Annotated in this window: 8 protein-coding genes; 4 read left to right on the top strand and 4 right to left on the bottom strand. The window is 41.1% G+C overall.

All coding sequences use genetic code 11. From position 1 onward, the window contains the following. The first annotated feature begins 528 nt into the window (after positions 1-528). Positions 529-1,596: a glycosyltransferase gene (locus VB694_RS08810; RefSeq protein ID WP_323359937.1), complete on the top strand. Its 1,068-nt coding sequence runs from the start codon at positions 529-531 to the stop codon at positions 1,594-1,596. Positions 1,597-1,682: 86 nt separating this feature from the next. On the opposite strand, the gene VB694_RS08805 is transcribed toward VB694_RS08810, so the two are convergent. Both VB694_RS08805 and VB694_RS08800 read right to left on the bottom strand, forming a co-directional pair. Beyond that, the gene (locus tag VB694_RS08805) at positions 1,683-4,901 is read right to left on the bottom strand and encodes an efflux RND transporter permease subunit (RefSeq protein WP_323359936.1); all 3,219 of its coding nucleotides are present in this window, start codon (positions 4,899-4,901) and stop codon (positions 1,683-1,685) included. Between the two features lie 56 nt (positions 4,902-4,957). Continuing rightward, positions 4,958-6,352, bottom strand: coding sequence for an efflux RND transporter periplasmic adaptor subunit (locus tag VB694_RS08800; RefSeq protein WP_323359935.1), 1,395 nt, complete (start codon positions 6,350-6,352; stop codon positions 4,958-4,960). A gap of 502 nt (positions 6,353-6,854) precedes the next feature. Between VB694_RS08800 and VB694_RS08795 the strand changes: the two genes are divergently transcribed. Continuing rightward, positions 6,855-7,397: a phycobiliprotein lyase gene (locus VB694_RS08795; protein WP_323359934.1), complete on the top strand. Its 543-nt coding sequence runs from the start codon at positions 6,855-6,857 to the stop codon at positions 7,395-7,397. A 294-nt stretch (positions 7,398-7,691) separates the two neighbouring features. Continuing rightward, a complete protein-coding gene (locus VB694_RS08790; protein ID WP_323359933.1) occupies positions 7,692-8,030 on the top strand; it encodes an RNA-binding protein in 339 nt (112 codons plus the stop codon). 383 nt (positions 8,031-8,413) lie between these two features. Here VB694_RS08790 and cphA read toward each other — a convergent pair whose 3' ends face one another. Further along, positions 8,414-11,116 (bottom strand): cyanophycin synthetase, encoded by a 2,703-nt coding sequence (cphA, locus tag VB694_RS08785; protein ID WP_323360045.1) that lies wholly within the window; start codon positions 11,114-11,116, stop codon positions 8,414-8,416. A 172-nt stretch (positions 11,117-11,288) separates the two neighbouring features. Next, the gene (locus VB694_RS08780) at positions 11,289-12,152 is read right to left on the bottom strand and encodes a cyanophycinase (protein ID WP_323360044.1); all 864 of its coding nucleotides are present in this window, start codon (positions 12,150-12,152) and stop codon (positions 11,289-11,291) included. 735 nt (positions 12,153-12,887) lie between these two features. On the opposite strand from VB694_RS08780, the gene trmD reads away from it, so the two are divergent. Beyond that, entirely contained in the window at positions 12,888-13,595 is a 708-nt protein-coding gene (gene trmD / locus VB694_RS08775; protein WP_323359932.1) for a tRNA (guanosine(37)-N1)-methyltransferase TrmD, read from the top strand. The last annotated feature ends 103 nt before the right edge of the window (positions 13,596-13,698 follow it).

Below are 13,698 nucleotides of genomic sequence, written 5' to 3'. Positions count from 1 at the left end.
GTAACTACTTATCGCCAAGAGATTTGGTGTATCCAAGACACAAATTAATTTTGACTGATAACTATAGTTTAATTACTGATGGAGCAGAGTGTCCATAACTACTTGTGTAAGTATGCCAGATGTAAAAGGATTGTAGAGAATTAATTTGTACAGAGTTTTTGCGAGAGGTCTAATATTCCTAACATAGACAAGAAGTATAAGAAAAAATCTAATAAAAATTATAGAGAAATATTTTTTAAACATCCATAAAAATTTAAATATCATCAAAAGATATTTCTGTGGAAATATAAAAAAAATTATAATGCTGTATATGATTGAGCAGAAATATAGCTATTTATTTCATAACATAAAACTTATGAATAAGAGAGAGTTAAGGATATAAATAGTCTCAATAGGATATTGTGGTTGCATAATTTCTGAATTCTTGATTCTAGATTCTACTGTATTTACTTTGATTCTATTGTGTTTACGGTTCTTGCTGTTTCCATTAATGTAAATAACTGTAAAATTTGAACATTTTTTAAAATCATGCGGATTATACATATATTGAATCATGTTCAGAAAATTGGAAATGGAATTGTTAATGTGGCTGTGGACTTGGCTTGCTTACAGGCAAAAACTGGCTATGATGTAGCAGTAATTTCTGGTGGAGGAGAATATGAAAAATTACTAAATAGCTTTGGTGTTAAACACTACAAATTAGATCAGAATCGCCAGCCAATAAATATTATTAAAGCAGCGGTGATTTATCGAGCAATTGTGCAAGAATTCCAACCAGATATTGTTCATGCTCACATGATGACGGGGATAGTTTTAGCAAGTATCTTGAGATTCAGAAATAAGTATGCTTTAGTTTCCACGGTACATAATGAATTTCAGCGTTCTAGTTTATTGATGGGTTTAGCTCAAAGGGTAATTGCTGTTAGTAAAGCTGTACAAATTTCCATGGTACGACGTGGTATACCAGAGAATAAATTGCGGGTAGTAGGTAATGGAACATTGGGGAGTCCCCGCACGCAAAGAATTTCCGATTATCAACCTTTAAAATTACAACATCCAGCGATCGCTACTGTAGCAGGAATGTATAAACGTAAAGGTATAACTGAGTTAATTACTGCTTTTGAAAAAATTGCTTTAGACTTTCCCACGGCACATCTTTATCTAGTGGGAAATGGTCCAGATAAAGAGATATTTGCAGCACAAGCAAAAGCAACTTCTGTCAGTAATCGTATCCATTTTGAAGGTTTCCAACCCGAACCACAACGTTATTTACTAGCTTGTGATATTTTTGTTCTTGCTTCTCACCGTGATCCTTGTCCTTTAGTAATTTCTGAAGCTAGGGAAGCCGGCGCTGCTATTGTCGCTACACGGGTAGACGGTATTCCAGAAGCATTGGATAATGGACAAGCTGGGGTTTTAGTTCCAGCTAAAGATAGTCAAACTTTAGCTGAAGCATTAGGGAATTTATTAAGTAAACCAGATACATTAAAAGAGTGGAAATATCGCGCCCAAGAAAATCTAGAACGGTTAAATATTGCCCGTGTGCATCAGGAAACTTTAGCAGTGTATCAAGAGTTAGTGATAGGGGACTGGTGACTGGGGACTGGGAAGAAAGCAGGGGAGGTAGGGGAAGCAGGGGAAGAATATTAACTTTTGCCTCCTACCTTCTGCCTCCTGCTATATTATGCTTTGTTAAAATTTTTCTTCCAGATCCGAAATTTGATCACTACAGGTTTTGCCCAACGTCCACCAATTACATCGTGCAGCAGAGTATAAAAACAGGGAATAATAAACAGAGTTAGCAGTGTTGCTAAAGACAACCCAGAAAAGACTACCACACCCAAAGGTTGAAGAAACTCTGATCCTTCCCCAATTCCTAAAGCCAAGGGAAACATCCCTAAAACTGTAGTAATTGTTGTCATTAAAATGGGGCGTAAACGTTGAGGTGCTGCTTTTAAAATAGCTGTGCGACGGTCAATTTGTTCTCGTTCCCGAATTTGATTAGCTAATTCCACCATAATAATGGCGTTATTCACCACAATACCTACTAATAAAACTGCACCGACAACGACTGTTGCACCAATGGCAGTTTCAGTAATATAAAGTCCAAAAATCCCCCCAGCTAAAGCCAGAGGAATTGTTAGTAATATTACTAAAGGATCAACAAGAGAATTGTATTGTACAGCCATCACCACAAAGACTAAAAATATTGCCAAACCTCCTAAAATTTGTAGTGAGCTTTGGAGTTGTTTATTTGATTCTGCTGTTGTACTAGGTAAGCGACTGACACCTTCAGGAAAATTGACATTTTTAAGAACTTCATCTACTTGATCTAAGGCTTGACCAAGACTTGCTCCTTCTGCCAAATTACCACCAATTAAAAAGACTTGACGCTGGTTAATACGTTGAATTTCTCCTGGTGCTTTACCTTCAGCAATTGTCGCTACATCACTCAAGCGAATTTGTTGATTACCTTCAGAAAATAAAGGTAATCTCTCTAACTGAGAAACTGTTTGGATGGCAGCTTCGTTTAACTCAACTCGCACATCGACTAAACGATTATTACGTTGTATTTGTGTGGGTATGCTACCTGTAATTGCAGTTTGAATTGTTTCGCCAATATCTTTAGTAGTCAAACCCACATTAGCAACTCGTTCCCAGTCAGGTAAAATCTGAATTTCTGTTTGTCGTGGATCTGCGTCAGGGCGAAATCTCACTAAGGTGACTTTTTCTTCTAATGTTGTTAATAGTTCATTTCCTGCTTTTTCTAAAGTATCTGAGTCATTTCCTTGCAGCATGATATCAACATCAGCACCACGGATGGGGGAGTTGCTGAGAATTAAGCCCCGCACTCTTCCAGGACTTAAACGCAGACGAATATCTACTAAATTTAGCTTGCTAAATTCTTGGGTAACACGCTCAACATAAGTTTCTATATCTGTATTTGGTTTGAGGGTGATAGTGCTAGAACTTCGCAAGGAATTAGAGGTACTATTACCACCAAAGAGAAAACCACCAATTGTAGAAAAGACATATTCTGTTTCTGGTTGCTGACGGAGAATATCATCTACAGTCTTCATCACTTTCTGGTTAGTTTCTAAAGGTGTACCGGGGGGAAATTGAGCAAATAAGCTAACTTGTCCGGTGTTAATGCTGGGGAGAATTTCTTGGGGAAGCTGAGGTGCTATCCAATAACTACCGCCACCTAATAGGATAATGGCGATCGCAATTGTTAATAACCGCCAACGTAATATTCCAGCTAAAAAACTGCCATATAATCTTGTAGCTGCTTCAAACCGGCGATTAAATTCCTGGAAAAACCAAAAATTAGTTAGAGAAATAGGAATTGGTAAGGCTAATAACCGTGATGTCAACATGGGGACAACAGTAACAGCAATTAAAATTGAAGCTGCTACCGAAAAGCTGATGGTGAGAATTAACTCATTAAATAGTAATGAGATAAAACCGCCAATCAGCAAAAATGGTAATACTGCTACTAAGTTTGTACTGGTAGAAGCAAGTAAAGCTGATTCAACTTCCTGACTGCTTTGTGCTGCTTGTTGAATAATTAACTCAGGTGATAATTTTGATGTTTGATTTTGTGATTTTGATTGATTAATTCCCTCGGCAATATTTTCTAACATAACAATGGAATTATCAACCACAATTCCCACGCCTAAAGCTAAACCACCTAAGCTGAAAATATTCAGGGATAGTCCAAATATTCCCATGAGAATGATAGCCGCTAAAGATGCCAAAGGAATAGATAGGACAATAATGAAAGTTTGGCGGAGAGAACCAAGAAATAGCAGCACGGCTATAGCGGCTAAACCTGAACCAATCAACCCAGACAAAGTAACATTTGCTAGAGAATTACGAATAAATATTGATTCATCCAAGGTAGATGTAAATGTCGCTTCTGCCGGAATTACTCCAGCTTCTTTAAGTTCTTTTAACCTTTTTTTGACTCCATCAACAACATTAACAGTATTAGCATCTGGCTGTTTTTGAATACTGACTTTTACTGCTTCTTGACCATCGAGTAAAACATAGACTCGTTGTTTTTCAGAACCATCAATAACTTGGGCAAAGTCACGCAAATAAACACGGTTTTTGATAGGAGAATTAGGTGCAGAAACTTCAAAGGAAATGTTGTTAATTTCCTCGGCATTTTGGAAACGTCCCACAGTCCGGGTTAATGGTTCAGAATTGGGTCCTAAAATCCTGCCTCCAGAGATATCTTGGTTGCGGTTTTGCAGTTCATTTAACACATCAGTTAAACCAACACCAATGGATTGGAGACGATCTAAATCAATATTAACTCTAACTTCTTCTTTGACTCCTCCTGATACGTCTACTACTGCCACTCCCGGAACTACGCCCAATTCACGGGCTAATTCTTCTTGGGCAAAAACGCGCAAATCAACATTTTTCAGAGTAGGTGAAGTAATAGCAAATTCATAAACAGGTAACTGAGAAGGATCAAATTTAAATAACCGTGCTTCTTCTATGGTGTCTGGTAATCTATTTCTAGCTCGGTTATAAGTTGCTGTTGCATCGTTGAGGGCTTGGTCAATATTTCCTCCTGGTTGAAAATATAAATCTAAACTGATCTGGCCTTCACGGGTCTGGGAAAAAACTTGCACGACACCTTCTGTAGCTGAAAAAGATTCTTCTAGGCGTTTAGTGACTTCATCAACTGCTACTTCTGGAGAAATTCCCGGTGCTTCTATGCGTACACCAATCCGGGGATAAGTAATGGATGGAAGTAAATCCACAGGTAAACGAATAATGAAAAATACACCGATGACAATTACAGCTAAAGTCAGCATTAAAGTACCAATATGCTGACGGATGGAAATGGCGCTGATACTAAAGCCGTTGTTATTTGTTGTTTGCATCTTTACCAATTCAAAATTAAAACTGCTGTTGATAAATTAGCTATTACTAACACAACCTAAAAATTCTTTGTTTGTGTCTTTTTCAAGTTTTTTGGTTCGTTTAAATCTTTTTCTGACAAAATTGATAACTTCACAATTTCACCATCTTTTAAAGATTTACTACTACGAACAACATAACGTTCTCCTGGTTGTAAGCCAGAGAGGATTTCTACATTACCGTCAGCTTTTTTCCCTAAAGTTACAGATCGTTCTTTTACCTTGGGTTTACCGTCAGTGTCTTGGACAATAAAAATTGTGCCATTGTTGGTTTCTGCTTGTATTTGCTTCTCATTGCTATTAATTGCTGTTTGTGATATGACGACACGCTGTGGTGTTTGGGTCGTAAAATTGACTCGCGCTAGTAGTCCACTACCAATTTTTCCATTACTGTTAGGAATAACTACTTCTATAGGTATTAAACGGGCTGTAGCATCAGCAGTGGGAGAAATACGCGCTACTCTACCAATAATTGTTTGATCTGGAAAGGCATCTAAACGTACTTGTACAGATTGTCCTACCTGAATTTTTGCTAGTTCTAATTCGGAAACTTGGACTACAACTTTAATCCGACTGAAGTCAGCAATTTTTAAGACTTCGCTTCCTGGTTGTAGGAGATTTCCTGGTTCTGTGACTTTTTCTATAACTACGCCGGTGATGGGAGATATTAAGCGGGAGTAGGAACGGCGTTCTTTGGCGGCTTTAACTACGGCTTGCTGGGCGAATACTCTACCTTGAGCGGCTGCTACGGCTTGTTTTTCTGTACGGACTTGTTCAATTGTTGCTTTTAGGGCTTGTTGGGTGGTTTGAGCTTTGGTTCGCGCTTGTTGGGCAGCTTGTTGGGAAATTGCTCCTTCTTTGACTAATTTTTGCTGTCTTTGCGAATCTGATTGAGCTTGGATGACTTCTAGCTTTGCTTTTTCCACTTCTGCTTGAGCATTACTTACTTGTGTCATCGCCCTAGCTACTTCTGATTGACTGGTTGCTAATTCGGCTTCAGCTTGCTGTGAGGCTGTCATTAACAAAACATCATCTAACTGACTGATGATTTGTCCCCGTTTGACTGTATCTCCCACATCTAAATTTAAGGCGATTAATCTTCCTTCTACTTGCGATCGCACTGATACTGTCCGATATGGGGTGGTGTTACCTATATAATCTGCTGGGGGACGTAATTGGTTTGTCCGAGCGATCGCTGCATCCACAGATGTTTCACTATTACCTCTTTCTCCACCACCAGTCCGCCTTGATTGGGCTTCAGCTGATTCTTTTGGTAATGAACCACAGCTGGCTGTTAGTAATGCCAGTAACAGCATCCAGAACATGAATAAATTATGCTTATTCATCACTGGGCTAACAACTATAGGAGTTGATGTTTTCACCTGTTTTTGTGACTTATTTACGTCCAAAACCATGAATTTTTCTCCAATTGGGCAGTCTTTGCACTCATACAGCCATTCATTAGCCAATAATTTGGAATAGATATTGATAACGAAAAATAGCAATCAAAATTCAGCTATTTATTTATGTATTCCAAATTACTTTTTTTACTAAATTACTAAATTAAATTGGCAGAATTATCACCATATCCTGTGGATATTGATGTATATAATTGCTGAGAATCTCAAAGATTCTAAAGTTAGTATAAAGATTATGCCAGCAATAGGTAATAGGAAATAGGTCATGTTTTAGTTGCTCAGAGCTAGATTAAGTTCTTCTCGTACCTAGCCATCATCCAAAATGTGCCTTGCAGACTGGTATTTTACTAATTTTTGTGTATATATTAAGAATATTAAAGAAATATTGCTTTTGTGACCACTATGGGGTAAATCGGGTCTTCGCCTGGTCGTGGTCATAGATGAAGCAAAATAGGTACAGCCACCACAGCAATTGACTTTTAGGTGAGGAAGGTAACAAGTGACATCACTGCTCAAAATCGCCCAAACTGCTGATGAACAGCAAATTGCCGAATTTTTCCAAGCTTCAGTAGGGCAATGGCGCTCTGAACGGCGCTATTATACTCTACCCCAAGGAGAAACGAAGGAGATGGTAAGTATTATTACTATCCAGTTTTTGGAACGGGGGGATGATGAATTGCAAAATTTGGCTCAGTTACATGATTTGCTGGATTTAGGGAGTTTGACCTGTGGCGCAAAAGTTACTTGGGAAAGTACAAATTTACACAACGCCAAAAAAGAAGCAAGTGGTGTGACGGTGTTTGGTGCTTTGGGAAATATTTTGTATCGCGATCGCGGTTTTGCAACAACTAAACCAGTCACGGCTGAATATTATTTTTCCCATCCAAATGCTTTATGTTTGCGAACTGAGTACAATAATTCGGTATTTGAGGAAGAAATCAAACTCATTGGTAATAAATACCGTACCAGACAAACCATTATTTCCCGTGCTGGTGAGCAGTTAATGATTGGTCAATATCTAGAAAAACGAATTGAGGCTTAGTGGCTCGTTGTTGGGTTCGTTGTTGGGTTAGTAGGTGTCTTTTATCCCTCAGTTATCAGCTTGAGATACTTGCCAGTACCCTGTTCCCAAAGGCTGACAAGGCTTTTGAGAAAATTTATAAAAATTTTCTCAAGTATTACCCCAAAAACTTGATTTGTATGTCATGATAGGGGAGAGAATTAATTCGGCGATTAGTGTTTTGTTGTTAGTATTGACAGGCTTTTTACTTGTGGTATTTACAGACTGCTCTCCGAAATCTAAATCTCTACAAACCCGTGATTTTGGAGACATAATATGTCAGTTTACGTAGGTAATCTTTCTTACGAAGTTACTCAGGATGCTTTAAGTGCTGTATTCGCAGAATACGGTACTGTGAAACGTGTTCAAATTCCTACTGACCGTGAAACAGGACGTGTACGCGGTTTCGCCTTTGTAGAAATGGGTACAGAAGAAGAAGAAACAGCAGCCATTGAAGCACTTGATGGTGCAGAATGGATGGGTCGTGATTTGAAGGTTAATAAGGCCAAACCTAAAGAAGACCGTGGCGGTGGCGGCGGCGGTCGCGGTGGTTATGGCGGCGGCGGCGGTGGTGGTTATGGCGGTGGTGGCGGCGGTGGTCGCAACCGCTACTAATTATCTGCCAATCCCATAATTTCTGCTAAAAATAAAGTCACCCATTCCGACGGCGGAATGGGTGACTTTTTAGTTTTAAAGCTATCTATATATATTCGGTGCATTTTTATTACAGAATTTTGAGTCAGTTGGTTTTCGATTTCAGGTGATTATTTTTTTAACCAACATAACCAACATTAATTAATATTAATATCAAGTCCGGCTAATTTAGTTCCTAAATTTATGGAGAAAGCCCGATAGCGCAGTGTGGCGTAAGCCATAAACTTTTCCCCTCTGCTTCCCTACTACCTTAATAACAAGTCTTTAACCGGACGTGATATAACCCCCAGACCTAATTAATCATGGATGAGTCTGAGGGACATTTTCACACAAGGTATACTCTCCTAAATAAGTGTATTAACTACTGAAGAAGGTCCCACCCCATTTTGGGAATCGCTGACACTTGTAGTCGCACTTTGTGGCTGTATCTCTTCCTGTACACCTCGCACCTTGATTAACTTGATCGCCCGATTAACGCTTTCTGGCAAAATAACCACCAAACTACCATCGGGAGCCATATCTAAGCCTTTGTTAATAGCTTGAGTTTCGTCCAGGATTGATTCAAAGCGGCAATTAGGCTTAACTTGGGTAATGCCTTGAATAATCAAATCTGAAGCCGAACCCCGTGGTCTTCCTCTAGTGTCATCATCTTCCTTGACAATAATGTAGTCAAAGATATCTGCTGATAATTTACCCAAAGTAACGAAATCTTCATCACGGCGATCGCCCGGTCCACCAATGACACCAATCCGTTGTCCGGTAGTCCAGTTGCGAACAAATGATCCCAGAGCTTCATAACTAGCAGGGTTATGGGCATAATCCACCAAAGCGTGGTATTTACCCAAATTAAACAGATTCATTCGTCCTGGTGTCTGACTAACTGAAGCGCGGAAAGTTCTTAAACCAGCACGGATTTGCTCTATAGTGACATTCTGCACAAAAGCTGCCAAACTTGCAGCTAAAGCATTGGCAATCATAAACGGCGCTTTTCCGCCCATTGTCAAGGGGATATTTTCTGCTCTTTCTATCCGGTGTGTCCAATCACCTTTGACAATTGACAGATAGCCATTTTCATATACTGCTGCCACTCCTCCCTTTTGGATATGGTTTCGCACCAGTTCCGAGTCGGGATTCATGGTGAAGTAGGCAATATTCGCTTTTGTTTTTTCTGCCATTGCGGCTACACGGTGATCATCGGCATTGAGTACCGCATAACCATCAGGATATACAGCTTCTGCAACTACACTTTTCAGGTTAGCTAATTGTTCAATGGTGTCAATATCACCGATACCTAAGTGGTCTGCGGCTACGTTTAACACCACACCAATATTAGCAGCCTCAAAACCTAAACCAGAACGGAGAATACCGCCACGAGCCGATTCTAATACAGCCACCTCTACTGTGGGATCTTGGAGGATAACATGGGCGCTTTGGGGACCTGTGTTGTCTCCAGCCTCAACCAAGTAATCACCGATATATGTCCCGTCAGTTGTGGTATAACCTACAACAATTCCTGTCTGCTTATAAATGTGTGCTAACAGACGAGTTGTAGTAGTTTTGCCATTAGTACCTGTAACGCTGAGAATGGGAATGCGACTGGGTTTTTCGTTGGGGAACAGCATATCCATGACTGCCCCAGCAACGTTACGGGGAATGCCTTGACTGGGAGCGACGTGCATTCGGAAACCAGGTGCGGCGTTAACTTCCACAATGACAGCATCCATTTCCCTCAGAGGGCGGCTAATATCCGAGGTAACAATATCCAAGCCGGCAATATCTAAACCGATAATTCTCACTACCCGTTGAGCTAACCAAACGTTTTCTGGGTGGATTTCGTCAGTGCGGTCTACAGCACTTCCACCTGTACTCAGGTTAGCTGTTGCCCGTAGAGAACAAATTGTTCCCTTGGGAGGTACGCTTTTAAGAGTGTAACCTTGCCGTTCTAATAGCTGGTAGCTGGTACGGTCTAGCTCTATTTTGGTGAGAACGTTATCATGTCCTTCACCACGATTTGGGTCTTGGTTAGTTTCCTCAATCAGTTCGGCAATGGAGGATCTACCATTACCAACTACGTGTGCTGGGACTCGTTCAGCGACTGCGACAACTTTTCCATCTACCACTAATACTCGATGGTCACGCCCGACGTAGTAACGTTCCACAATGATAGAACGGGAAACCTGCCTAGCGGCCTCGTAGGCTGCTTCAGCTTCATCCCAACTTCTAATATCAATGGTGATACCCCGTCCATGATTACCATCTGAGGGCTTGATGACAATAGGATAACCGCCAACGTGTTCGATAGCTTCTTCCAAATCATCCAAGAAGTTGATTACCGTGCCTCTGGGTACTGGCACACCATTAGCAGCGAGAATGCGTTTAGTGGCTTCTTTATCACAAGCTAATTCTACTCCTAGAATGCCCGTGTTATCGGTCATAGTTGCCTGCATTCGCTTCTGATTAACGCCATAACCTAGTTGAATCAGAAAACGTGCTGCTAAAGGCATCCAAGGAATACCTCTTTTTTCAGCTTCTTTGACAATTGCTTCTGTGGAAGGTCCAAGAGAAGCATCGCGCCAAAAATCTTTGAGGTCTTGGATATCTTGATCTAGTTCTGCCTTGGGATAACGGCCCCGATCAACAATACTTTGACATAGCCGTACTGCTGCACGTCCGGCATAACGTCCCGCTTCCTCATTTATGTACTCAATCACTACCTGGTAAACGCCAGGTGTGGCAGTCTCACGGGTGCGGCCAAAACCTACGTGCATTCCAGCTAATTCCTGGAGTTCTAAGGCTACGTGTTCTACGATATGGCCCATCATTGTGCCTTCTCGTACCCGCATTAAAAAGCCTCCACGACAGCCAGGCGAACAATAGTGACCCTCTAAACTTGGCAATGCCTCAACTAATCCTTCGTAAAAACCAGGGATTTGATTTGAGGGTGTGTCAGCAAGGGTTTCTAAATCGAGGCGCATGACGATAAGCTTATGGCGTCGAATGCTCCAGTAGTTTGGGCCGCGTAAGGTCTGGATCTTGAGGATTCTCATGGGAATAGGTAGATGGAGATTCGGAACCAAAATTCTAGTTTCTTACTGAAATTGACCGCCAAACTGTTCATGACAAACAGTTTTTTCTTTTTAGATAGTATTTCTCTAATTTTTTTTGCAACCAAAAATAAATGTGCGGTCAACACAGCGTAACCTCAGATACTCTACCTCGTCAGCTGGAGATCCTATGCACAGCGGGTAAAACAGTACGTTGATAAAGATGAAAGCGATCTCCATAGCTGAGGATATGTAGACGTAAATTATGTACAGTTAAGGGTTCATTAGCACTAACATGGGGTTCATTGGTATGGGTAAGTTCTGTTGGATCAACAATTGTTACACTACCTTTACCCATAACTTGCAACCAACCATCACGTTCAAACACAGCACAAGTATCTTCATCAATGCCAATGCCAAGGCGATCTGGATGGGCGGCGATCGCACTGATCAGTCTTCCCATCCGATTGCGATTGTGAAAGTGCTGATCGACAATGACTTCGGGAATAAATCCCAAGCCTGTTGCCATATCAACTAGGGAACGATTTGGCGTTTCCCCACTACCTCCACCTGCAATCATGTGATGCCCCATCACGGCTGCTCCCGCACTTGTTCCTGCTAGGGTCAGTTGTCCTGCTCTCACTCGCTGCCGGATAATATCCATTGCTGGTGTGTCTGACAGAACTCCACAGAGACGCAATTGGTCTCCACCTGTTAAAAAGACCCCAGTACAGGTTTCTAAGGATGCTTTAATTTGAGGGTTTTCGCATTGTTCTCGTTCACGAATGTCTAAAATCTCAACTTTTTCAGCACCCATTTCTTCAAAGATGCGAATATACCGACCACCAATGATGGCTGGTTCGCGGGAAGCAGATGGAACAATTGTAATATATGCCTTGCTAGCACCAGCACGAGCAACAAAAGTCCGCAAGATTTCGCGTCCGTGAACTTTGTCTTCTGCTCCTCCGATAACTAGAACTGCGGTTTTAGTTGCTTGGGGTGTCCTCATTTCCAGCGATTTAGCTTGTAATTGCTGCATTGTGTTTCTTTGGTCAACAACTTCAGGAGCCATAGCCTTGGACGGGTCCCCCGGCTTGTGGCGAATGGCGTGTAAATTTAACAAGGTTTAGTAGCCTGTTGATTTTCGCCCTTTGCTTTTTGAGAGGACACTTAATGATAAGTGTGGAGCGGCGAAATCCTTCTCTCCAACTTCTCCTTGAACGCACAGGATACCTCATTTTTATCATGTCCGTTACTGCTCCTCTTCGCCAAAGCCTTGTTTTTCACCTATCCACTTGTTCCAGAATGGTTTTCATGGTGCTTGGTTACTAGGTTGACCCTCTGTGTTTGAGGGCTTTACAGGTCTTGACACTATTTTTTCTGGGGCTGGCTCTATACATCCTGGAAGTTGCTAACTTTGGTGGGATTATTAATTTAAATTTAGTTGTGACAATATTTAAACATAAATTAAGTAATTAGAAAAACTTTTGCTCCCACCAAAAAGCCAAGATTTCTGGTACTTGTTAGATACTGCTGCTCCAGTTTATGTCTATTTCTATCTCTCCTTGACTTCAATGACACACTTAATGGGGTAAAGATGGGAAGATGTGGAAAATGGGGAGAAAAATAAATTCTCACTCTTTATAGAGCAGTGTGGCCTATGACTACTAGGTTGTCACGCCAGCTATAGCCATAGTCTTTGGTAACTTAGTTTAATGAACAATTTACATTAAATGTTCCAATCTCATCTTAGTGTTATTAAATACGAATTACTGTGCATTTTGATATAGTTACGCTTTTTCCTGACTGTTTTAGCTCGGTTCTCAGTTCCGGTCTTTTGGCTAAAGCCCTATCCAAACAGATTGCTGAAGTAAATCTGGTTAATCCCAGGGATTTTACCACTGATAAGCATCACAAAGTTGATGATGAACCTTACGGGGGTGGTGTGGGGATGCTGATGAAGCCTGATCCCATTTTTGCGGCTGTGGAGTCACTGCCGATTCTACCGCGCCGAGAGGTGATTTTGATGAGTCCTCAAGGTCAAACGATAAATCAGCCTTTGCTGCGAGAATTAGCGACGAATTATGACCAATTGGTGGTGATTTGTGGTCACTATGAAGGGGTAGATGACAGAGTTCTGAATTTGGTAACACGTGAAGTCTCTTTAGGTGATTTTATTCTCACTGGTGGAGAAATTCCGGCGATGGCTTTAATTAATGGTGTAGTTCGTCTCCTCCCAGGAACTGTGGGTAAGGTGGAATCTCTCAAATCAGAGAGTTTTGAGGAGGGGTTATTAGATTTTCCCCAGTATACCCGTCCAGCTGATTTTCGCGGCTGGAAAGTGCCAGATGTACTACTAAGTGGAAATCATGCTGAAATTGCCCGTTGGCGTTTTCAACAACAAATTCAACGCACTGCTTCCCGTCGTCCCGATTTGCTGGAAAAATGGGAAAAAGAGAGACAGGGGACAGGTGACAGGTGACAGGTGACAGGTGACAGGTGACAGGTGACAGGTGACAGGTGACAGGTGACAGACCAATTAAAAATTAAAAAACTCTCACTCCGGTTTTTTCCCAATCCCCAAT

This window comes from Anabaena sp. UHCC 0451 (assembly GCF_034931405.1).
Taxonomy (GTDB): Bacteria; Cyanobacteriota; Cyanobacteriia; order Cyanobacteriales; family Nostocaceae; genus RDYJ01.
The sequence above is the reverse complement of the archived record's forward strand: the minus strand, read 5'-3'. Positions and strand labels throughout refer to the sequence as shown.